Raw genomic sequence first — 23,496 nt, forward strand, 5'->3', positions numbered from 1 at the left:
TAAATTGAAGTATTCTCACCTTGTAATAGCTTACTGTTTCTAATTAATAATTTGTACGCAATAGCCCCCTGAAATATGAGATTGCTGTTATCTTTGCAGCTTCTAAAAACACAATTTTATGAGCGAGAAAACACCGGCCTCAGAATTAGAGATGAGGATGGAATCGTTTTGCCGGTTGATGAATGAACACAATCCAGACTGGCAAATGGCAATGATATTCAGTAAATTAAATTTGTTGTATTTCACCGGATCAATGCAGGAAGGTATGTTGGTGGTTGAGCGAAATAATGGAGCCATTTATTGGGTTCGTCGTAGCTACGATCGTGCTGTGGAAGAGTCTGCATTTGAAGATATCAGACAAATGGGAAGTTACCGTGATGCTGCAGAAGCTTATCAACAAAAGCCATCAATTGTATATCTCGAAACTGAGTTTGTGCCTTTGGCTATGTTTAAGCGTGTACAAAAACACTTTCTGTTCGATTCATTTATAGGTTTAGATTTTCAGGTATCAATGACTCGCGCTATTAAAAGTGCCTGGGAATTGAATTTCATGGAACAGGCAGGAGAAATTCATCAGCGTGTGTTAGAGGAAAAAGTTCCGGCTTTATTACGTGAAGGAATGACCGAAGTTGATTTGGCTGCCGAACTGTACGAAGTAATGGTGAAAGAAGGTCATCAGGGAACAGCTAGGTTTGCTATGCATGATACTGAAATAGTGGTTGCACAGTTGGGATTTGGCACCAGTTCGTTAATGCCAACCAACTTTGATGGGCCCGGCGGTAATCGTGGACTGAATGCGGCCCAGCCAAGTTTGGGAAGTCGTCAGCGTAAGCTTCAGAAGGGTGATTTGGTTTTTGTAGATATGGGCATTGGTGTAAACGGATATCATTCCGATAAAACAATGACATACATGTTTGGTCAGTCGCAGCCAGAGGAGGTTATTAACATTCATAAGCAATGTGTGGATATTCAAAATAGGGTCGCTAGCATGTTAAAGCCAGGCAATTCAGGAGAGATGATTTACGAAAAAATCATGGATAGTTTGTCGCCTGATTTTCAAACTAACTTTATGGGATTTGGTAATCGTCAAGTGAAGTTTTTGGGGCATGGTATTGGTTTAACTGTTGATGAATTACCTGTGTTAGCTAAAGGTTTCGATATGCCTTTTGAAGAGAATATGGTTTTTGCCGTGGAGCCTAAAAAAGGTATTGAAGGAGTAGGGATGGTAGGTATCGAAAATACATTTGTGGTAACTCCTGAGGGAGGGCGGTGCATCACCGGAACCAATCAGGGATTAATATTGGTTGAGTAGAAATTTACTTCTAAATATAAAAAGATAAGAAAGCAGGAAATGTATTAGTTTCCTGCTTTTTTGTATTAGTAAGTTTATGTTGGAATGATTAACTCGCATTATATTTTTAAGAATTAATCCAATGAAAAATTATTTTACTCTTCTGTCAATAAGTTTTATGTGTTTGTTGCAGTCAAGCCTAAATGCGACCAATTACTATGTGGATTCTAATGGAGGTTCTGATTCTAATGCCGGCACAACGGCACATCAAGCGTGGGCAACTATAAAAAGGGTGCGCCAGTTACAGATGCATGCAGGAGATTCGCTGTTTTTTAAAAACGGGAGTGTTTTCAACCAACCGTTGGAATTACGTTTGGAGGGAGAAGAAGGTAAAATAATTTATGTAGGTAGTTACGGTGAAGCAAATGCAAACAGGCCTATTTTTAATGGGCAAGGACAAAAGCAATTTGGATTGTTGTTAGAAAATCCTGCCTTTTGTGAAGTTCACGATCTGGAAATTACCAATTCAGGAAAGGAAAGAGAAACGTACCGTTTTGGTGTTTATATAAAAGCGAAAAACAGTGGTGTAAGGCATTCTGTGAAGATAGAAAACCTGAAAGTGCACGATGTTAATGGTAGTTTGGTGAAACAGAAAGGTGCCGGAGGGGGAATTTACTGGGAGAATTCCGGCGATAGCATACAGACCTGTTTTGATGGCCTGATTATCAAAGGTTGTCATGTGCAAAATTGTGGTAGAAACGGGATTTATTCTGGTGGGTATGCCGGACGAGATAATTGGTTTCCTAGCCTTAATGTTCATATTATAGGTAATTTGATTGAAGGTGTTCCGGGTGATGGTATTGTACCCATTGGATGTGATGGAGCAATAATTGAATACAATGTAATACGAGATTGTCCTGATATTTTATCGCATGCCGAGGCAGCAGCTGGTATCTGGCCTTGGAGCTGTGATAATACTATTATTCAATACAATGAAGTGAGTGGTCACAATGCCAAGTGGGATGGTCAGGGTTTTGATGCCGACTATAACTGTCATGGCACCGTAATTCAATATAATTATAGTCACGATAATGCAGGTGGTTTTCTATTGATTTGTAACGATGGATATTCTTTGGGTAAAAACTGGAATAAAGGAACTACCGGAACCATTATACGATACAATATAAGTGTGAATGACGGTTTGCGAAAATATCCTACAACTCAGGCAGGATGGTTTACGCCCACTATCCATATAACCGGGCCGGTTGAAAATACACGAATTAATAATAACCTGATTGTTCTTCAAGAAAGAGAAAGTGATACGCTTGATTATCGAGTTATTAAAATGGGAAATTGGGGGAACAAATGGCCTCAGCAAACACAAATTAGTAATAATATTTTCCTAACTCAAAAAGGAGTGGAAGGCATTTTTGAATGGGGGCAGGATCAGAATACACTCTTTTCTGATAATGTTTTTATTGGCGCTTTTAATCAGGTGTCGCAAGAGAAAAAGTTTTCAATAACAAGAAAGGAAGTTAAAAAGGTTTTGAATAATGAAACAGTCAAAGAACGTATTGCCGCATTAATTAATTTATTTGAAAAGGCAGAATAATAAAATTATCAAATCTATATATTAAAGCGTATTTTTATTGAGTGCTAACTCATTAAAAACTAATTGATGTATAAACTCTATCTGTTTGTTGGCTTTGTATTTTGTTGTGTTACGTCCATGCAAAGTCAGAATACTTTCTTCGATTAATTGGCAGATTCTGCTTTGTTCTTAACCAAACAGCATGTGATTTACGATCCGTCTTATTTTGGCATTGACTATCCCAATGGTGATATTCCGGCAGGCAAGGGTGTTTGTACCGATGTAATTATTCGCGCTTATCGAATGTTTGATGTTGACCTTCAAAAGGAAGTGCATGAAGATATGAATGCGCACTTTGATTTGTATCCGAAAAAATGGGGATTAAAAACTACTGATAAAAATATAGATCACCGACGAGTACCCAACTTAATGACTTTCTTTAGCAGATTTGGTATAGAGTTGTCAAAGTCAGGAAACCCTAAAGATTATCAGCCGGGCGATATTGTTTGTTGGAATTTGGGCGGAGGAGTTACACATATTGGACTTGTTTCTTCTGTCCTGTCAAGTAGTCAGAATAAATATCTTATAGTGCATAATATTGGGGCCGGTCAGGTTTTGGAAGATTGCTTGTTCAGTTATGAAATAATTGGTCATTATCGCTATCAAAAATAAAACTTACGAAAATGAATTTTAATGATGTAATTAAAAAAGTCGGGCAAGGTGTTACAGAATGGGAAACTCTACTCAGTGGCTTAGATCAGGAGCTTATTAAAATTAGAAGAAATAAGCAGAATCGAACCATTAAGCAGATAGTGGGACATATGATCGATTCAGCATCAAACAATACTCATCGCATTATTCATTTGCAGTATCAATCCAGTCCGTTTTCATTTCCTTGTTATGCCAGTAATGGAAACAATGATCGTTGGATATCCATTCAAAATTATCAGGATGAAGATTGGGAAACACTGGTGCAGCTCTGGAAATATGCTCATCTGCATTATACTCATGTAGTAGCGCAGATTGATCAATCAAAGTTAGCTAATCAATGGGATTCGGGGAGTGGTTTGGTTTCATTAAAAGATATGGTGAATGATTTTCCTCGGCATTTTCAACTCCATCTCAGCGAAATTCAGGAACTAATCGATCAGAATTAATGATGATGGTGATCATGATGCTCACCCTTTTCCATATCCAGTAGTGATGCTCCTGAATCTTTTAATAAACCAACCGACCATTTAATAATAACCAAAGAACTGATGATGGCTGCAATGGTATCAATAAACGGAATATCCCATAGCATGGCAGCTGTTAATCCTAAAATTGCTGACAAGCTGGTTAAAGCATCGGCAATCACATGCAAATAGGCTGCCCGTATGTTATGATCTGAATGTTCGTGATCGTGATGTAATAAAAAGGCACTAGCCACATTTACCACCAGTCCAATAATAGCAACCAGAATGGCCTCTTTGTAAACTATTTCCTGAGGATTATAGATTCTTTCTAATGCTTCAATCATTATAACAATGGCAAATAGCAATAGTATTAAACCACTGCTGTATCCTGAAAGAGATAATATTTTATCTGAATTACCGGTGAATTTTTTACTCTTCGATGCTTTTCGTACAAAAATGTATGCCATCCAACTTAAACCAATAGCCAAAACATGCGATCCCATATGTATACCATCGGCCAAAAGAGCCATTGACTTGGTGGATAAACCATAGAATATTTCAACTGCCATTGTTATAGCGGTTAATAGTACTACCCAAAATGTTTTCCTTTCGTGCTTGTGTTGATGCATAGTAACAGTGTTTGCCTTGTTAGCTAACAAAGCTAGAGACTTCTTAGTTTTACTCAAATCCCAATTATTAGGGATTTTAACGGACTCAAACAAACAATCATGTATGATATTACAGTGGTTTCCTACAATAATGTAAGAAGTAAATGAGTGGTTGAAAAGTTAAGTGGTAGATTATCAGATTACTGGTAGGTGTGGCACTGTATTTATTGTTGCCAATGTATGAAGTCACCATTTTATATTACCAATCATATTGAGATCTATAAGTTTGATCGGCTTTTCGTAAATCAGAAGAGAATCGATTTGCTTAGCCTGGTTAAAGAGATGGGATCTATTAATGCAGCCTCAAAGGAAATGAAGATGTCGTATCAGCAAGCATGGCATTACATAAAAGAGATGAACGAATTGTCGCCATTACCATTGGTTGTTCGGCAGCGTGGAGGAAGCAACGGAGGTGGTGCGGAAGTTACCAAATTTGGATTAAAAGTAATTGCGCGTTTCGAAATGATTTCTGAGGAAATGAGTAAATGTGAGTTAAAGATGAAAGAACAATTGGCGGATGCTTTTTTTTAAGCAGCGTTATTCACTCAAATGAATAAAGATTTTTTTTAAGTGTCGTTATTCAGGCTATTGAATAATGATTTTTTTCAAAGGCGTTATTCTACAATTTGAATAACGAGTGGAAGAACTAAGACAAGGAAACTTTAAAGCCTAATATATGAACAAATTAATGTTTTCAGTAAAGACCTTATTTATGCTATTTTGTTTTTTTTCGGTATCAGCCATAATGGCTAAATCTGAAAAAGATGAGAACTCTGTTTGGTCAAAACCGGATATGGCAAAAGCTTTTAAACCTATTGTTTGTATTGAAACATGGGCCACTTACAGCAGCAAGGAAAAAGATGATGAGCACGATTATGTGGACCGCAACGATACTCAAATACGACGATTTAGAACGGGTGCTAAGGGGCAACCTTACTGGTTTTTAGGATACAGTTTTCAAATACAGCTCGATCGTTTAGGTCAGGATGGGTATTCATCAACCAAAGGTTCGTATGGCGGTATTGATGTTTGGAATGCATATGTTACTGCAAAACTATTGCGTAAAAGCGATCTGTTGAATTTGCAGGCAGGTTATTTTTGGGCAGCTACCAGTCGTCAGTTTAATACTTCGCCTTGGGCTGTGAGCGGATTTGATAAATCAAGGTCTTGTTGGTATTTACGATCTTTTACAACAGGAAAAGGAAATGGTATTGAAAGTGGAATAGGATTAGGAGGTGTAAAAAACTGGAAAGGATTTGGAATTAACTATAGAGTTGGGGTATATGAACCCGAAGCTTTTGCTTGTCCTGATAATTCAAGCAGGTTGGTAACCGGTCGTTTGATGTTTACCATTGGCGATCCTGAACAATCGAAATATAAATACATGTTGTCAGGAAATCAATGGAGGGAAAGAAAGGGTATTACTATAGCTGTTGGTGGATCTAATTTAAACGATGGATGCATAAATGAATCGGTTTATTTTAAAAATGCCCAAACTTACGGGGCAGATATTGCCATTGATTATAATGGAATTCGAATTGATGGTGAATATTATAAGATGAAAAGAACTTCGGAAGAATTGCTTGATTTTACAGGAACCGAGATGCACGTGTGTGTGGCTTATAATGTTATTGTTTCTAATAAATTTATTGAGCCATCTGTTACTTACGATTATTTTAAAGGAGAAGGTTCAAGCGAATTGTTTAAACATATTGGAGATGATGCTACCTGGGATTTAGGGGTTAACTGGTACCTGAATAAAGATCGATTAAAACTGGCAGCGCATTATTTAATTCAAAGCGGATCAGCTGCCAGCAGAGTGGGTAATTATGCCGGTTTAGCTCTACAATTCAGATTGTAAATAGGTAAAGGATTTTAGGTATTAGAAATTAGTAAATGTAGAAAAATGAAACCAATGAAAAAGAATATTATATCACGCATTGCGTCAGTCCTGATATTATTAATATTTATTTCTGCCTGCAGTGGAAGTAAATCAAAAGAAACAAAAGATGAGGTAATGGTGTTTGCTGCTGCCAGTTTAACGGATGTATTATCAGAGTTGGTTGAGGTATATGAAAACAATCATTTAACTAAAATAAAACTCAACCTTGCTTCAAGTGGCACATTGGCACGGCAGATAGTGCAAGGTGGGGAGGCTGATATATATCTTTCAGCCAGTAAGAAATGGGCCGATTATGCAGATAGTCTTGGTTATATAAAAAATAATTTACGATCAGATATTGCAATGAATGAGTTGGTGTTGATTGTGCCAAATAATTCTACGATAGATAGTATAACAATTAATAAAGAAACTGATTTTGTCTCATTGTTAGGTCAAGGTCGTTTATCCATTGGTGATCCTTCGCACGTTCCGGCAGGTAGATATGCCAAACAGTCTCTCGACAATCTTAATGCTTTTAATGGTCTGAAGGAAAAATTGCTTCCTTCAAAAGATGTGCGCTCTGCTCTGATGATGGTGGAATTGGGCGAGGCACCTTTGGGTATTGTTTATCGAACCGATGCATTGAAATCGGGCAAGGTGAAGATTGCAGGACCTTTTCCTGAAGAATCGCATAAGCCGATTGTTTATGTTGCAGGAGTTTGTAATGCAAAACAAAATGTAGTTCAATTTTATGAGTTTTTAAATTCATCCAAAGCATTGCCTAATTGGCAGAAATACGGTTTTAAGAAATAATAATTGTTGATTTTTATTTACAGGATGAAAATGAATAAGGTAGAATTGACTGAATATTTCTTAAACTTTATATTATAGACCTTATCTCTCAGTACCATTTCTCATTTTTTCTTACTTTTGCAGTCTTATTGACAATGCACATTTAAGTAGATAAAGTTAGAATATGGAAATTGCAAGCAAGTACAGTCCTAATGCTACAGAAGACAAGTGGTATAAGTATTGGATGGACAAGGGATTTTTCAAGTCGGTGCCCGATGAAAGGGAGCCATATACCATTGTAATCCCACCACCAAACGTCACCGGCGTCCTTCACATGGGACATATGCTTAACAATACCATTCAAGATATTTTGATTCGTCGTGCCCGTATGATGGGTAAAAATGCCTGTTGGGTACCTGGTACCGATCACGCTTCTATTGCTACCGAGGCTAAAGTGGTAAATCGCCTTAAAACGCAAGGGATCGATAAGTCTGATTTAAGCCGCGATGAGTTTTTAAGTCATGCCTGGAATTGGACCGAAGAACATGGTGGTATTATTTTAGAACAGTTAAAGAAACTGGGCGCTTCATGCGACTGGGATCGTACCTGTTTTACTTTAGATGAACCTCGCAGCAAAGCGGTGATCGATACTTTTGTAGCTCTTTACGAAAAGGATTTGATTTATCGTGGTATTCGCATGGTAAACTGGGATCCGGAGGCATTAACTGCTGTTTCTGACGAAGAGGTTGTTTACAAAGAGGTTCATTCTAAATTATACTACCTGCAATATCAAATCGAAGGTGAAGAAGAGTTTGTAACTATTGCTACAACTCGTCCTGAAACCATTTTGGGTGATACCGCTGTTTGTATCAATCCAAACGATGAGCGTTTTGCTCACTTAAGAGGCAAGCGCGTATTGGTTCCTTTGGTAAACCGTTCTATTCCTATCATCGAAGATGAGTATGTGGACATGGAATTCGGTACAGGTTGTTTGAAAATTACACCTGCTCACGATATCAATGACTACGAAATTGGTATGCGACATAACCTGGAGAGCATCGATATCTTAAACGACAATGGTACGCTTAGCGAAAAAGCCGGATTGTTTGTGGGTAAAGATCGTTTTGTGGTTCGTGAGGAGATTATTCCTGAATTGGAAAAAGCAGGTAACCTTCTGAAAGTAGAAAATTACGATAATAAAGTAGGATGTTCGGAGCGTACAGGCGCTGTTATCGAGCCTAAATTAAGTACCCAATGGTTCTTAAAGATGAGCGATATGGCCAAGGTTGCCCTGGATGCTGTGATGAATGATGAGGTGAAGTTTCATCCTGCCAAATTCAAAAATGTGTACCGTCACTGGATGGAAAATGTAAAAGACTGGTGTATTTCACGTCAGCTTTACTGGGGGCACCGTATCCCTGTTTTCTATTTAGAGTCGGGTGATTTTGTGGTTGCATCAACCATCGAAGAGGCGGTTGAAAAGGCGAAAGCTAAAACCGGAAGCGATGCATTGACCACTGCTGATTTATCGCAGGAAGAAGATGTGTTGGATACCTGGGCGTCATCGTGGTTATGGCCGATGTCGGTATTCGATGGTTTCAATCCTGAGAATAACGAAGTAGATTATTACTACCCAACCAACGATTTGGTAACGGGACATGATATTATCTTTTTCTGGGTGGCTCGTATGATTATGGCGGGTTACGAGTTTAAAGGTACATTCCCATTCCGCAATGTGTATTTCACAGGTATGGTGCGCGATAAGCAAGGTCGTAAGATGAGTAAGCAACTGGGTAACTCGCCCGATCCATTGGATCTGATGGCTACTTATGGTGCCGATGGTGTGCGTGTGGGTATGTTGTTGTGCTCGCCTGCCGGTGGTGATCTGTTGTTTGACGAGAGTTTGCCTGAGCAGGGACGTAATTTTGCTAACAAAATCTGGAATGCATTCCGTTTGGTTAAAGGTTGGGATATCGATAACTCAATTGAGCAGCCAGAGTATGCTAAACAAGCTATTAGCTGGTTTGATGCTAAATTGGATCAGACCATCGAGATTGTTAACGATCATTTCTCAAAATACCGTATTTCTGATGCCTTGATGACGGTTTACACTGTTTTCTGGCAAGAGTTTTCATCGTGGTATCTGGAGGCTATCAAGCCTGCTTACCAGCAACCATTAGACGGAGCTACTTATAAAGCAACGGTTGAATTCTTCGATAAGATGTTGCGCCTTTTGCATCCTTTTATGCCTTTCTTAACAGAAGAAATCTGGCAGACTTTGGAAGGGCGCAAAGAAGGTGAAAGTATTATGGTGTCGGATATGCCTGTGGCTAAACCATTAAATGCAGACTTGCTGGATAAGTTTGAAATAATGAAAGAGGCTGTGGGTGGAATTCGTACCATCCGTAAGGAGAAGAATATCGCCATGAAAGATGCTTTGAAGCTGGATGTGTTGGGTGGTGAGAATTATGCTGCCGACTTTGATGCTGTGTTGGTGAAGATGGCTAACATCAGCGAGAAGACCATGGTATCGGAAAAAACAGAAGGCGCTGTTTCGTTTATGGCACGTACCAACGAGTATTTTGTTCCGATGGATGGCATGATTGACGTAGAGGCAGAGTTGGAAAAACTTCGTAAAGACTTGGCTCACCAGGAAGGATTCCTGAAAGGAGTAATGAAAAAGCTGGGTAATGAGCGCTTTGTGGGTAGTGCCCCTGAAGCGGTGGTTGCTAAAGAACGTCAGAAACAAGCCGATGCCGAGGCAAAGATTAAAACCCTTACCGAAAGCATTGCTCGGTTAGAAAAATAAGAATAAGTACATTAGTATATTGGAAAGGGCTGTGATTGATCGCAGCCCTTTTTGTATAATAACTCCATGCAATGTTCTGTTTACGTAATATAGATATCTAAATTATAATATTACTAGTCTAATAATAAATAGATGATATCGAAAAAAGAAACGAATATTTCTAGATATAAATATTAGATATCTAAAAGATAAAAGATGAAAATATATAATTAAATAGAAGGAAATAATAGTAAAAAGACAGCTACAAAAGAAAAATAGAAAACAGAAAATAAAAAATAGATTAAGATATATAATCATAGAAATATGATTATATAAGAATGAAGTTAATTTCTATTAGATAGGATGGCAGAAGAATAAACAAGAATGTATCTTTTGAAAAAAATAATGAATTGCCATTGATTAATTGTTCCATCGACAGGCTTCCGAACCTCGATTAGCATGATGGAAATAGCCATAAGCTATCAGCCAGTAGCTTTTTAGGCACTTTGTGCTTAATTGAAAATCGTTTCTTCGACAGGCTCAGGAATCTTGTTTCACTGATCAACTTCCGTCCTCAGTCTTCTGGCTTCAAGCTTTCTACAATGCAAACTCCAAGCCCAGTTTAAAAGCCCAGTTATCAATTCCTTTATCCAGTTGGTAGGCTCCATAACGGTAATGCACTGATAAACCATATCGGAAAATAAAGTTCGATAAAAGGTTTCGGAAGTATACACCCGATTCGTAATACCCCTTTTCAAACGAGCTGACTCCTTCGGGTGCTTCGCCCCAGGCAGCATTGGTCGATAGTACAATCTCGGGTTTAATGCGTCGGTTAGTGTTTAATGACAGCGGTATGCCATGCGAAAAATAAACAGCTGAGAACTGCTCGGCAGCAAATTCGTTCAGGCGCATAGTGGCAAATGAATTGGGAATAAAAATGGTAAAACTCTTATATGATCCCAGTGAGCTGTATAAGAAAGTGGATGGATAATCGCCGTATAATTTAGCCCCCTGCAACCTGATGTTGGTGTACATGGCGTTAGGGTAATTAAATGTTTTTTCTAATTGCGTCTCCAGCTTTTGGTAGTCCGAAGTGCCATTTTGTTCCCATTGGCCGTAGGTGGCATTGATCCATACTTTCGGATAAGGTGTGCCTTCCGATAGTAATCCGAGAGCTGTGTTGGTAAATGTTTCGCGGTGTGCCCATTTCAATCTGACCGATGCTTCCTGAAAGTCGAAGGCAGGAGCTATTTCATCGGTAACCATAAAACGATATCTTTTTTGCGGAGTTACTGTTGCATTTCGATAATACAATCCGGTTTTAAAATATTTCAGAAAACGAAACTCGGTACCCAATTTAATTTCTTGTGTGCGATCCATGGTTTCAACCAAAAAGCCACGAAACATCTCGGTAGAGTTTTTTTGAATTCCATCCATAAAACTTAACTCCCCCGTGGCAAATACATCATCCTTGTAATCGATAATAAAACGATTTTCCTCTCTCTTAAAAGGAGTAAGAAATAGTGAGCCTCCGTATTTCCATTCTTTATCGCCAAATCCATAGGTAACGTATCCACCGGTCGAAAACTTAGTCGACATTTTAGGACTGGTATACAAGCCAAGTCCCACTTTAAAGCCTTCAAAATCGTTATAGTCGAAAAAACGGCGTATATCCATTTGAAACTTTCCGGCCGGTAAATAGCCTTTAATCATCGAGAGCTGAAGATTGATAATCGCGTCCAGATGTGCTTTTTTACCCAAACTATCGAGCAGGTGATAAGTCAGTGAATCACGTGCCGTCAAAGGTTCGTATCTGTAAAGTCCCACATCAGGAGATGTTTGTGCTAACGTGGCATCTTCAAAAACAACATTGTCAAAATCTTTTGCCGTAAAATCAGGTTTAGTGTTGATAGCTGTTACGTAGCTTTTGCCTTTACCAATAAGGGGATAGGGGAGTTGTTGCGACGAACCCATGCTTTTAAATTCGAGGCTGCTCTCGAGCTGATGAGGGAACCACAGCCCTTCGTTATTGGGTTGGTAATTTTGTTTGATGTATAAACTCAATCCTTTGTTTGAACCGGCTGTTTTGGCAACCACACTCTTAATAGCCCAGTCGGATTGCAGAATATGAAAAGTCCCTGTCAGGCCTCTGAAATTATGCGTGGGCTTAGGATTATAGGATATGTAATAAATCGAGTCTCCTTTGTTGTCGACAATGGTATCAAGCAACTGAAAATAGTAATTGTTTAATCCGGCGTTTGATGCCGGGTTGAGATAATCGCTGTCGAGTATTTTCAGGTATTGATCGTAAAACGAGAATGGTTGTAGCATGGCAGGTAATGAAGCCAGGGTAGAGTTTTTCATTCCGCTGACTCTGCCGGATAAGATACGCTCCTTATCCATTCCTTTTTTGAAGTGCCTTTTCTCCGAGACCGACTCAAATAACATAAGGTAGCTGTCTTTACTCAGTCCCAAATCATTCATTAGTTGAGGCAGTTCTTCTTCCTTTATTTCTTCAGGCATGTCGTATTCAACAATCATTTTATGGTAGAGAATACAACTGTAAGGTTGATATAATGATGGATTGTGCTGGTCGGCATTGTCAATAACGTTACGCATGATGGTAACGGCCGGATTTTCGCCAGGTACCACATTAATTTCATCCAGCTCGTATTGTATCGGATGAAGACGGATGTTTAAAAATGGATTGATGTCTTCATTCTTAAGTAGTATTGGGTAATATCCCAGGCATGAAAAACGAATGTCATCTAATGAATGTAGGTCTTCAATAATGAATTTGCCATCAATATCGGTTACCGTTCCTTTTTGATCGCCAAAACTAACATTGACAAATGGGATAGACTGGCCTGTAATGGCGTCCTCAACAACTCCACTAATCTTTTGGGCAGAAGAGTCGTTTGCTTTTAATAAAAAGAATATGCAAATAAATATGTATATCGTAGTTCTGGTAGGCATAGGTGTTAAAAAGAATTTTATGCAATGGAAAAGTACAAAAAAAGAGCCAAAAAAAGGCTCTTTAATATTATCTTAACATACCCGCTTTTAATCGGGTAACTTCTTTAGCACTTAGGTATCGCCATTTTCCACGAGGTATGTTTTGTTTAGTTAATCCTGCAAAATACACTCTGTCGAGTTTCATTACTTTGTATCCCAGGTGTTCAAACATACGACGTACAATTCTGTTTCTGCCCGAATGAATTTCCACACCTACTTGTGTTTTGTCATCTTTGTCAACAAAACTAATTGCATCGGCATGTATAGGCCCATCTTCCAAAGTAATTCCTTTGGCTAACTGATCGAGGTGACTTGAAAAAACAGGTTTATCAGTATACACGTGATAAATCTTTTTAGCATTGTGCTTAGGGTGAGTCAAGACCTTTGTTAAATCACCGTCGTTGGTTAATAGTAATAAACCGGTTGTTTGCTTGTCAAGTCTACCTACCGGATAAATTCTATTAGGACTGGCATCTCTTACCAAATCCATAACTGTATGTTTGGCATGTTTGTCTTCAACCGTAGTAACGTAATCTTTGGGCTTATTTAGAAGAACATATACTTTTTCTTCGGCATTTAACCTTTTGCCCTGATAGCGAACATCGTCCTGCATCGAAACGCTAACACCCATTTCTGTTACTACCTTGCCATTTACGGTTATCTCCCCATTGGCAATTAGTTTGTCAGCTTCGCGTCGGCTGCATACTCCTGCATTGGCCACAAAACGATTTAATCGGATTTTGTCCTTTTGATCGGAGTTTTCTATGTTATTGTATTTGGGCGGTCTGGTAGAAGATGCAGGTTGTTTCTTTTCGGAGTGTCTTTTGATAACTCTTCTTTTTCCTTCACTCTCTTGCTGATCATCAAAACGGCGACCCGGCTTTCGCTTAAAATTACGTTCGTTACGCATTTGCTCGTATATCTAATTTCAAAAATGCAAAGTTGAGAAAAAAACAGTTGACATACTGTAGCTTTCGATGAAAAATTACTACAATTATTTGCTTTTTGGTATTTATTAGGTTTTTTATTCGTTAATTAATTGGCAAATCCTATCAAACAGATTGAAAAGGCTATCATATATCATTTGCTATATAAAAAAAATGATCCATTTTTGTCCTTCAGCAAAACAAAAACAAAATTTATGACACTGATAAAATCTATCTCAGGCATTAGAGGAACAATTGGCGGACAAGTAGGTGAAGGATTATCTCCACTGGATGTAGTTAAATTTAGTGCTGCTTATGGTCAATGGGCAAAAATGCGTCATCCGAATAAAAAACTAACCATTGTTGTGGGGCGTGATGCCCGAATTTCAGGCGAGATGGTTAAAAATTTGGTAGTAGGAAGCTTACAAGGTTTAGGTATTGATGTAGTAAATATTGGGTTGGCTACCACACCAACTACCGAGATTGCTGTAACCGAAGAAAAAGCTGATGGTGGAATTATTCTTACTGCCAGCCATAATCCTAAGCAATGGAACGCTTTAAAACTTTTAAATGAAAAAGGTGAGTTTTTAAGTGCTCAGGATGGAGCTGACGTGTTAAAAATAGCCGAAGACGAGAGTTTTGTTTTTGCCGAGGTTGATGATCTGGGGCGTGTTGAAGAAAAGGATATATATAATAAATTTCATATTCAACATGTTTTAGATCTTGAGATGGTTGATGTTGAAGCCATTAAAAAAGCCAATTTCACAGTAGCTATTGATTGTGTAAATAGTGTAGGTGGAGTTGTTTTACCAGAACTATTAAAGGCCTTAGGAGTATCTAATGTTATTGAATTGTATACTGAGCCTAATGGACAATTTCCACATAATCCGGAACCCCTTCCGGAGCATTTGACCGAGATATCTAACACTATAAAGGATAAAAAAGCTGATGTGGGTTTTGTGGTTGATCCGGATGTAGATCGTTTAGCAATTATCAATGAGGATGGCTCGATGTTTGGAGAAGAGTATACCTTGGTTGCGGTAGCTGATTATTTATTAGCTCATAAAACCGGAAATACGGTATCTAATCTTTCGTCAACTCGCGCTTTGGCTGATGTAACCCGTGCATATGGAGGCGAATATACTGCTGCAGCTGTAGGAGAAGTGAATGTAGTAACCACCATGAAAGAAACCAATGCCTTGATTGGAGGCGAAGGTAACGGAGGAGTCATCTATCCCGAGAGTCATTATGGACGCGATGCTTTAGTAGGTATTGGTTTGTTCTTAACTCATTTGGCTAAATGCGGAATCAGTTGTTCTTCACTACGAGCTAAGTATCCTGAATATTCAATATCTAAAAATAAAATAGAATTAACACCAGAAATAGATGTTGATAAGGTATTGGAACAAGTGAAAGCTAAATATTCCGAAGAACAAATTAATGATATTGATGGATTAAAAATTGATTTTGCTGAAAAGTGGGTTCAGTTGAGAAAATCAAATACTGAACCAATCATTCGGATTTATGCAGAGGCAAAATCGGCTGATGAAGCTAATGAATTGGCTCAAAGTATAATTTCCGATATTAAGTCGTTTATATAGACAATCATTAACAATAATTAACATGAAGGCTCGTTAAATCAATGAGCCTTTTTTATTTGTTTAGCCTTATTTTAATTATTATAGCAGCCTAAACCCTTAAATAATGAATTTTAATAAAAAGACCTACTTTATCCTTAGCACCCTTGTGTTAATTTTATTGGCAATTTGGATTTTTACCCCTGCCAAATCAGATGGAACCAATTACCTAACTACGAAAGTTATAAAAGGTAACTTTATTTCAGAAGTATACTCTACCGGACAGCTTCAAACCGAGAATTCTGAATTAATTGTACTTCCCAACGAAATAAATAGTCGTAATATTGATCTTTATGAGATTAAAGTGACTGAGATTGTTGAGGAAGGAACTGTTGTTGATTCAGGTGGTTATGTTGCAACGCTCGATCATGCTGCCGTTGAAGAGTTGAGATCAAAAGCTGAAGAAGATTATGAAACAGCTTTTAATGCCTACGAAGATGCTAAAATAGATACCAATCTTAATCTAAGCACACTTCGCGATGAGTTGTTAAATGCACAGGTTGATCTGGAGGAGAAAAAAATTATTCTCGATCAATCAATTTATGAATCACCGGCTGTAAAAAGGCAAGCTCAGCTTGATGTAGAAAGAGCTACCAGAGATCTGGAGCAAAAGCAAACGAATTATACTCTAAAGAAAAAGCAGGATGAGTATAAGGTTTATCGCGAATCGGAAAGAGTGCGTAAGCAACAAAAACGGTTAGATGATATTGGAAAGCTATTTAATGCCTTAGAAGTCACAGCTCCTAAACCTGGCTTGGTCATTTACAGTTTTGATCGTTTCGGCAAGAAAATAAAAGCCGGTTCTACCATTAGCCGCTGGAGACCACAAATAGCAGAATTACCCGATTTGAGCAGTATGATTTCAAAAACCTTTATTAATGAAATTGATATTTCAAAAATAAAAGTCGGACAGGAAGTGAAAGTGGGTATTGATGCTTTCCCCGAAAAGAGTTTTGATGGAGAGGTAATTGCTGTTGCTAATATAGGTCAGGTAATACCCAAAGGCGATGCTAAAGTTTTTGAAGTTACCATTAAGGTAGATGGAACTGATAAAGATTTGCGTCCGGCAATGACAACCAGTAATGTTATTAATACAGCCAATTTACAAGATGTAATGTATGCTCCAATGGAGGCTGTTTTTTCAAACGACTCATTAAGTTATGTTTTTGTTGAAGGACGAAATATTACAAAACAAATTGTTTCACTAGGTGCTGCTAACGAGAATTTTGTAGTACTTAAAAAAGGTGTCTCTGAAGGTGATGTGTTGATGATGAATCAGCCGGATGAGTCTGATGATATGCCTTATGAAGGAATAGAGATTTATAACGAATTGAAATTAAATCAACAAGACAGTTTGTCTGTTAACTAATCTCTATCTGTATCTACCATGAAAAATATAGATTCCCCATTTAAATTATATTTACGGTATTCACACAATGTTATTATAGCTGTTGAAGCTATTTTATCCAATAAAGTTAAGTCCTTTTTAACTGCTTTGGGTATCATGTTTGGTGTGGCCGCCGTAATTAGTATGCTGGCGATTGGAAAAGGAGCGCAGCAAGAAGTTTTGGAACAAATTAAACTCGTTGGTGTCAATAATATTATCATTACACCAGTGAGTCAGTCTATTGAAGCCAATGGATCCGATTCGGATAATAACTCCAAAAAGAAGAAGTTTTCGAGAGGATTACATCAGATGGATGCACAGGCCATACTGGAAACGATTCCTACGGTTAATAAAATAAGTCCGGTTGTTTCGTTAAACTACCACGCTATTAAAGAAGGTAAAAGTTATCCGGTTAGTCTGGAAGGTGTTTCATCCAGTTACTTTGAAATGCTGAACATTAATCTTGATAAAGGAAAAATATTCAGTGAACAACAAACCAGTAAAGGAGTTCCGGTTTGTATTATCGGTGATAATATTCGTGCAAAGTTTTTTAATCAGGATAATCCGGTTGGCCAGTATATTAAATGTGGTCAGGTTTGGTTACGTGTGATCGGAACCATTGAAAAACGTGATTTTACCACTTCGGCATCGGATGAAATGGGAATTAGTAGTTCTGATAATACCATTATCATTCCAATAAAAACCATGCTGATGCGGTTTAAAGATAAAGGCGCCATAAATCCCGAGGTAATGGATAACATGGCCGGCGGAGGCGTTGTTTTTATGATGGGTGGAGGAGAAGATGAAGAGACATCATCTACCGAAACGAAAAGTGCAAATCAACTTGATAAAATAATTGTTCAAGTGGATGAGACGGAACATCTGTCATCTACTGCTGATGTTATTAAGCGATTGATTTTACGTCGTCATTCCAACCTTTATGATTTTGAGGTTACAGTGCCCGAGTTGTTATTGAAACAACAACAAAAAACTAATGAGATATTTAATATTGTATTAGGCGCCATTGCAGGTATCTCACTGATTGTTGGAGGTATTGGTATTATGAATATTATGCTTGCCTCCGTTTGGGAACGAATTCGTGAGATTGGAACACGGCAGGCCATTGGTGCTTCACGAAAAGATATTATTGTGCAGTTTTTGGCTGAATCAACCTTAATTAGTATTTCTGGTGGTTTAATTGGAATAATGCTGGGAGTGTTACTGGCTCACCTTATTCATCTCACAGCCGATATAAAAACCATCGTTTCTTTTTTCTCTGTAATTGTGGCTTTTAGTGTATCGGCCACTGTTGGAATTATTTTTGGATATATCCCGGCGAAGCGTGCTGCTGCCCAGGATCCTGTTGAATCTTTAAGACATTAATATATGTACCGCTTAATAACCCTGATTTTAACCACACTATTATTTTTAAATATTCAGGCTCAAGATACTGTTCAGAATGAAGAGCTTGAAATGCAATTGACCTTGGATGAAGCTATTCGATTAGCTAAACTTCAATCGATATCCAGCTTCCGATCGAAAAACATGTACCTTGCCAGTTATTGGGATTTCAGAAGTTTTAAGGCTTCGCAACTTCCTGGACTACGACTGAATACTACACCCGTTAATTATGATCGATCTGTTAGGCAGGTGATTGACCCTGAAACAGGAGAAAATAAATATGTTTCTAATGAGTATGTCTCTTCTCAGGTGGGGTTGTCTTTAAATCAGAATGTTACATTAACCGGTGGTGAGCTAAGTCTTACTTCCGATGTTCAGCGTTTACAGAATGTAGGATCAGATGATATTAGTTTTACATCTGTTCCGGTGAGTATTCGTTTGAGCCAACCTCTTACCGGTTATAATGAATTTAAATGGCAATCGAAATTAAAGCCGCTAGAGTTTGAACAGGCAAAGAAAACCTTCTTGTCGGATATGGAGGCTTTATCGGAGCAATCGGTTCGCATATTTTTTAATACAGTTGGTGCAGAGATTGATTTGAAAATAGCTGAAACCAACCTTGCTAATGCCGATACCTTATTTAATATTGGTAAAGGACGTTTTAATATTGGAACAGTAACGCAGGATGAATTATTAGATCTTGAATTAAGCTATCTAAATGCAAAAATAGCTAAGACCAAAGCCGAAGTTAGTCTGAAACAGGCTCGTAATCTGTTAAATTCTTTTTTAGGCTTTAATAAAGATGTTGTAATACAGCCATTAATACCCAACGAAATCCCTGATTTGAAAGTTAACGCCGACAAAGCTTTGGAGTTGGCAAAAGAAAACAACCCGGAAGTATTGCAATTAGAAGCACGGTTAATAAGGGCTAATCAGAATGTAGCACAAACAAAAGCTACAAGTGGCTTAAGTGCTAATTTACGTGCAAATCTTGGGATCAATAAACAGTCAGATAATTTCAATGATGTATACGCCAGTCCATTTGGTGATGACAGAGGGTTAGGAGTATCATTAAATGCTCCTATTATAGACTGGGGAACCAGAAAAGGACAGATTCAAATGGCCAAATCAAACCGGCAGGTTGCAGAGGCCGAAGTACGTCAGGCTCTGATTGATTTTGAGCAGGATGTTGTTATGCAAATTCTTGAATTTAACCTTCAGGAAGAACAAGTTGATATCTCTGCTAAAGCTGATACAGTTGCGCAATTGGGGTATAATGTTACTAAACAGCGTTTTATGATTGATAAAGTAGATGTCATCAGGTTGAATGCGGCACGTAATTCATTAGATCAATCAAAAAGAGCCTATATAAATTCTCTATCTGATTTTTGGAGAGGTTATTATCGAATAAGACAAATTACCTTGTACGATTTCGAGGAAAATGAATCACTTATAAAAGAATTAGACTACCTACTTGAAAAGTAAAAGCCATGAATAAAAAAAAGATAGGAATTGGTCTGGGAGTCTTATTAGTGATTATAATACTGATTTGGCAACCATGGAAAAAATCTGATGATACACAACAGATAGCAAAAGTTCAGAAAGGTAGCTTTGAAACTTCCGTTACTGCGATGGGTGAATTAAAAGCTCAAAAAGCTCTTGATATTACAGTTCCCGAGGTTAGTTTTAATCGCGAGCTGAGGATTTGGGATCTGAAAATAATGAGTATTGTTGAAGAAGGTAAAATCGTAGAAAAAGGTGATCAGGTTGCCACATTGGATCCTACCGAGGTGGAAGAGCGGTTAACCGAAGTAAACGATCGCTTGAATGAAATATATACCCGGCTTGAAGATGCTAAAATTGATTCAAGCTTAACTTTAATGGGAGCTCGAGAGAATATTCGTAAAAAAGAAGACTACCTGTTGGATGCCGAAATAAAGGTGCAGCAATCTACTTATGAATCTAAAGCAGTACAGCGTCAGAGTCAGATTGATTACGACAAGGCAGTAAGAGCATTGGCAAAGGCCAAACGCGACCTGATTACGCAAACACAAAATCATAAAAGAAGAATAGCACGCAATCAGGAACGAGTGGATCGTTATGAGCGTCGCAAAAAATTGTATGAACAGTTAAAATCGGAACTGGTTATTCACTCACCGGCCAATGGTATGATTATTTATGGCTATGGTTACGATGGTCAAAAGGTAAAAGTGGGCTCTCGCGTTGGCAGGTGGATGCCCTTAATTGCTACCTTGCCTGATTTAAAGACTATTATTTCTGAACTATATGTGAAAGAGATTGATATTGCTAAAATAGAGTTAGGGCAGGCTGTTAAACTTAAAATTGACGCTTTCCCTAAAGAAACATTCGAGGGCGAAATTATTAGTATTGCCAATGTGGGGCAGGAGATGCCGGGTGAATTTCAGAATGGCTTTAAGGTAATTGTGGAGTTAAAAGAATACAAAGAAGTGTTATTGCCCGGGATGACATCGACCAATACCATTATAACAAAAAGCCTGGAAGATATTTTGTTTGTAGCAAAAGAAGCTGTGTATGGAAACGACAGTCTTAGATATGTAGTTCAAAAAGATGGATTATCAACTCAGTTTAAGGAAGTAGAAATAGGATCTGAAAATGAAATGTTTTATACTATCACCAATGGTTTAAAAGAAGGAGATAAAGTTCTTATAAATTATACGGTTGGTGATGAGGATATCGAAATATCAAAACTGTCAGAAAATTAAAACTGCTAACCTTATGACATTATAGTAAAGTACAATAATTGTGTTTTGCCATAATGTCATATCAAACTGTCATATTAAATTCAAATATTAGTTTCTTCGTGTCAATTTTTCCTGAAAATTCTGCAAAAGTTGAATGGCACACGATTTGAAGTTTAGGGTCGTGAGTTCAATTTAAAAGAATTTAAAAAATAAAATAATTATATAGTAATGGGAAAAATTATCGGTATCGACTTGGGAACAACCAACTCTTGTGTATCTGTAATGGAAGGTAACGAGCCAGTTGTAATCCCTAACAGCGAAGGAAAAAGAACAACGCCATCAATTGTGGCTTTTATCGAAGGAGGAGAACGTAAAGTAGGTGATCCTGCAAAGCGTCAGGCAATCACAAACCCGCATAAAACCATTTATTCAATCAAGCGTTTTATGGGGTCAATGTACGATGAGATTCCAAACGAAGTAAAGCGTGTGCCTTATGAAGTAGTTAAAGGTGAAAATAATACTCCTCGCGTTAAAATCGATGATCGTATGTACTCTGCTCAGGAGATTTCAGCAATGGTACTTCAAAAGATGAAGAAAACAGCTGAAGATTATCTTGGTCAAGAAGTAACAGAAGCGGTAGTTACCGTGCCTGCCTATTTTAACGATGCTCAACGTCAGGCTACTAAAGAAGCTGGTGAAATTGCTGGTTTAAAAGTTAGCCGTATCATCAACGAGCCAACTGCTGCTTCATTAGCTTATGGTTTAGATAAGATGGACAGAGATATGAAAGTTGCCGTATTCGACTTAGGTGGTGGTACTTTCGATATTTCAGTTCTTGAGCTAGGAGATGGCGTTTTTGAAGTAAAATCAACAAACGGTGATACTCACTTAGGGGGTGATGACTTTGATGATGTTATCATTAACTGGTTAGCTGATGAGTTTATGAAGGACGAAAACGTAGATTTGCGTAAAGATCCTATGGCTCTTCAGCGTTTGAAAGATGCAGCAGAAAAAGCAAAAATTGAGTTGTCATCTTCTACAAGCACCGAAATCAACTTACCATATATTATGCCTGTTGATGGTATTCCAAAACACTTGGTTCGTTCATTGTCACGTGCCCAATTCGAGCAATTGGCTGATAGATTGATTCAACGTACATTGGAGCCATGTAAAGAGGCTTTGAAAGATGCCGGAATGTCAGCTTCAGAAATTGATGAGGTAATCTTAGTAGGTGGTTCAACTCGTATCCCTGCTATACAGAAAGTAGTGGAAGATTTCTTCGGTAAATCTCCTTCTAAAGGTGTTAACCCTGATGAGGTAGTTGCTGTAGGTGCTGCTATCCAAGGTGGTGTTTTAACAGGTGAAGTTAAAGATGTATTGTTATTGGATGTTACACCACTATCGTTAGGTATTGAAACAATGGGTGGTGTAATGACTAAGTTGATTGAAGCAAACACAACTATTCCAACTAAAAAGTCTGAAACATTTACTACTGCTGTTGATAACCAGCCTTCGGTTGAGATTCACGTATTGCAAGGTGAGCGTTCTATGGCTAACGATAACAAAACAATTGGTCGTTTCCACTTAGACGGTATTCCACCAGCACCGCGTGCAACGCCGCAAATTGAAGTAACTTTTGATATTGATGCCAACGGTATTCTTCATGTAACAGCAAAAGATAAAGCTACTGGCAAAGAGCAAAGTATTCGTATTGAAGCTTCTTCAGGTTTGTCTGATGACGAAATCAAACGTATGAAAGATGAGGCTGAAGCTAATGCTGACGCTGATAAGCAAGCCAAAGAAAAAATTGATAAGTTGAATGGTGCAGATAGTTTGATTTTCCAAACTGAAAAGCAATTGAGTGAGTTTGGTGACAAATTGCCAGCTGACAAAAAACAACCTATCGAAGCTGCTTTGGGTAAACTAAAAGAAGCTCATAAAGCACAAGATATTGCTGCTATAGATGCTGCTACTACGGAATTGAATACTGTATTCCAGGCTGCTTCGCAAGAAATGTACAATGCTAGTCAGGCACAAGGTGGTGCTGATGCAGGAGCACAAGGTGGACCACAGCCAGGACCTGACGCAGGAGCAGAACAAGGTGGCAAAGATGATGAAGTAACGGATGTAGATTTCGAAGAAGTAAAATAATATTTCCGTAAATATTGACTCTTTTAAAAAGTCCTCAATTCTTGAGGACTTTTTTTTATATTTTTGAAA

Annotated in this window: 17 protein-coding genes; 14 read left to right on the forward strand and 3 right to left on the reverse strand. The window is 38.1% G+C overall.

All coding sequences use genetic code 11. The features are described from left to right. The first annotated feature begins 118 nt into the window (after nucleotides 1-118). The 4 genes from KEM10_RS20240 (at nucleotide 119) to KEM10_RS20255 (ending at nucleotide 4,039) form a co-directional block, all read left to right on the forward strand. Nucleotides 119-1,312, forward strand: a complete 1,194-nt coding sequence (locus tag KEM10_RS20240) for a M24 family metallopeptidase (RefSeq protein WP_212218844.1) — start codon at nucleotides 119-121, stop codon at nucleotides 1,310-1,312. Nucleotides 1,313-1,433: 121 nt separating this feature from the next. Further along, a complete protein-coding gene (locus tag KEM10_RS20245; protein ID WP_212218846.1) occupies nucleotides 1,434-2,903 on the forward strand; it encodes a right-handed parallel beta-helix repeat-containing protein in 1,470 nt (489 codons plus the stop codon). A gap of 147 nt (nucleotides 2,904-3,050) precedes the next feature. Continuing rightward, the gene (locus KEM10_RS20250) at nucleotides 3,051-3,554 is read left to right on the forward strand and encodes a DUF1287 domain-containing protein (protein ID WP_212218851.1); all 504 of its coding nucleotides are present in this window, start codon (nucleotides 3,051-3,053) and stop codon (nucleotides 3,552-3,554) included. An 11-nt stretch (nucleotides 3,555-3,565) separates the two neighbouring features. Further along, nucleotides 3,566-4,039: a hypothetical protein gene (locus tag KEM10_RS20255; protein WP_212218854.1), complete on the forward strand. Its 474-nt coding sequence runs from the start codon at nucleotides 3,566-3,568 to the stop codon at nucleotides 4,037-4,039. Here KEM10_RS20255 and KEM10_RS20260 read toward each other — a convergent pair. Beyond that, nucleotides 4,036-4,686 (reverse strand): cation diffusion facilitator family transporter, encoded by a 651-nt coding sequence (locus tag KEM10_RS20260; RefSeq protein ID WP_212218857.1) that lies wholly within the window; start codon nucleotides 4,684-4,686, stop codon nucleotides 4,036-4,038. The genes KEM10_RS20255 and KEM10_RS20260 overlap by 4 nt on opposite strands. A gap of 219 nt (nucleotides 4,687-4,905) precedes the next feature. Here KEM10_RS20260 and KEM10_RS20265 point away from each other — a divergent pair, with 219 nt between their 5' ends. The 4 genes from KEM10_RS20265 to KEM10_RS20280 all read left to right on the forward strand — a co-directional run bounded on the left by KEM10_RS20265 (nucleotide 4,906) and on the right by KEM10_RS20280 (nucleotide 10,208). Continuing rightward, nucleotides 4,906-5,256: a winged helix-turn-helix domain-containing protein gene (locus tag KEM10_RS20265; RefSeq protein ID WP_212218860.1), complete on the forward strand. Its 351-nt coding sequence runs from the start codon at nucleotides 4,906-4,908 to the stop codon at nucleotides 5,254-5,256. 181 nt (nucleotides 5,257-5,437) lie between these two features. Next, nucleotides 5,438-6,586: a porin gene (locus KEM10_RS20270; RefSeq protein WP_212218863.1), complete on the forward strand. Its 1,149-nt coding sequence runs from the start codon at nucleotides 5,438-5,440 to the stop codon at nucleotides 6,584-6,586. Nucleotides 6,587-6,640: 54 nt separating this feature from the next. Beyond that, the gene (gene modA, locus KEM10_RS20275; protein WP_212218867.1) at nucleotides 6,641-7,420 is read left to right on the forward strand and encodes a molybdate ABC transporter substrate-binding protein; all 780 of its coding nucleotides are present in this window, start codon (nucleotides 6,641-6,643) and stop codon (nucleotides 7,418-7,420) included. 163 nt (nucleotides 7,421-7,583) lie between these two features. Continuing rightward, nucleotides 7,584-10,208, forward strand: a complete 2,625-nt coding sequence (locus KEM10_RS20280) for a valine--tRNA ligase (protein WP_212218870.1) — start codon at nucleotides 7,584-7,586, stop codon at nucleotides 10,206-10,208. Between the two features lie 576 nt (nucleotides 10,209-10,784). On the opposite strand, the gene KEM10_RS20285 is transcribed toward KEM10_RS20280, so the two are convergent. Both KEM10_RS20285 and KEM10_RS20290 read right to left on the reverse strand, forming a co-directional pair. After that, nucleotides 10,785-13,163, reverse strand: a complete 2,379-nt coding sequence (locus KEM10_RS20285; protein ID WP_212218873.1) for a DUF5686 and carboxypeptidase-like regulatory domain-containing protein — start codon at nucleotides 13,161-13,163, stop codon at nucleotides 10,785-10,787. 67 nt (nucleotides 13,164-13,230) lie between these two features. After that, the gene (locus KEM10_RS20290) at nucleotides 13,231-14,112 is read right to left on the reverse strand and encodes a pseudouridine synthase (protein ID WP_212218876.1); all 882 of its coding nucleotides are present in this window, start codon (nucleotides 14,110-14,112) and stop codon (nucleotides 13,231-13,233) included. A 231-nt stretch (nucleotides 14,113-14,343) separates the two neighbouring features. Here KEM10_RS20290 and glmM point away from each other — a divergent pair, with 231 nt between their 5' ends. The 6 genes from glmM (at nucleotide 14,344) to dnaK (ending at nucleotide 23,427) form a co-directional block, all read left to right on the forward strand. Next, nucleotides 14,344-15,729: a phosphoglucosamine mutase gene (glmM, locus tag KEM10_RS20295; protein ID WP_212218879.1), complete on the forward strand. Its 1,386-nt coding sequence runs from the start codon at nucleotides 14,344-14,346 to the stop codon at nucleotides 15,727-15,729. A gap of 103 nt (nucleotides 15,730-15,832) precedes the next feature. Further along, nucleotides 15,833-17,134, forward strand: coding sequence for an efflux RND transporter periplasmic adaptor subunit (locus KEM10_RS20300; RefSeq protein ID WP_212218881.1), 1,302 nt, complete (start codon nucleotides 15,833-15,835; stop codon nucleotides 17,132-17,134). Nucleotides 17,135-17,152: 18 nt separating this feature from the next. Continuing rightward, nucleotides 17,153-18,535 carry an ABC transporter permease gene (locus tag KEM10_RS20305; protein WP_212218883.1) on the forward strand — a complete coding sequence of 461 codons (1,383 nt, stop codon included), beginning with the start codon at nucleotides 17,153-17,155 and terminating at the stop codon, nucleotides 18,533-18,535. Between the two features lie 3 nt (nucleotides 18,536-18,538). After that, nucleotides 18,539-20,038: a TolC family protein gene (locus KEM10_RS20310; RefSeq protein WP_212218886.1), complete on the forward strand. Its 1,500-nt coding sequence runs from the start codon at nucleotides 18,539-18,541 to the stop codon at nucleotides 20,036-20,038. Between the two features lie 5 nt (nucleotides 20,039-20,043). Then, nucleotides 20,044-21,297, forward strand: a complete 1,254-nt coding sequence (locus tag KEM10_RS20315; RefSeq protein ID WP_212218889.1) for an efflux RND transporter periplasmic adaptor subunit — start codon at nucleotides 20,044-20,046, stop codon at nucleotides 21,295-21,297. Nucleotides 21,298-21,504: 207 nt separating this feature from the next. Next, nucleotides 21,505-23,427 carry a molecular chaperone DnaK gene (gene dnaK / locus KEM10_RS20320; RefSeq protein ID WP_212218891.1) on the forward strand — a complete coding sequence of 641 codons (1,923 nt, stop codon included), beginning with the start codon at nucleotides 21,505-21,507 and terminating at the stop codon, nucleotides 23,425-23,427. Nucleotides 23,428-23,496: the final 69 nt, after the last annotated feature.

Source organism: Carboxylicivirga linearis, from assembly GCF_018271995.1.
GTDB lineage: Bacteria > Bacteroidota > Bacteroidia > Bacteroidales > Marinilabiliaceae > Carboxylicivirga > Carboxylicivirga linearis.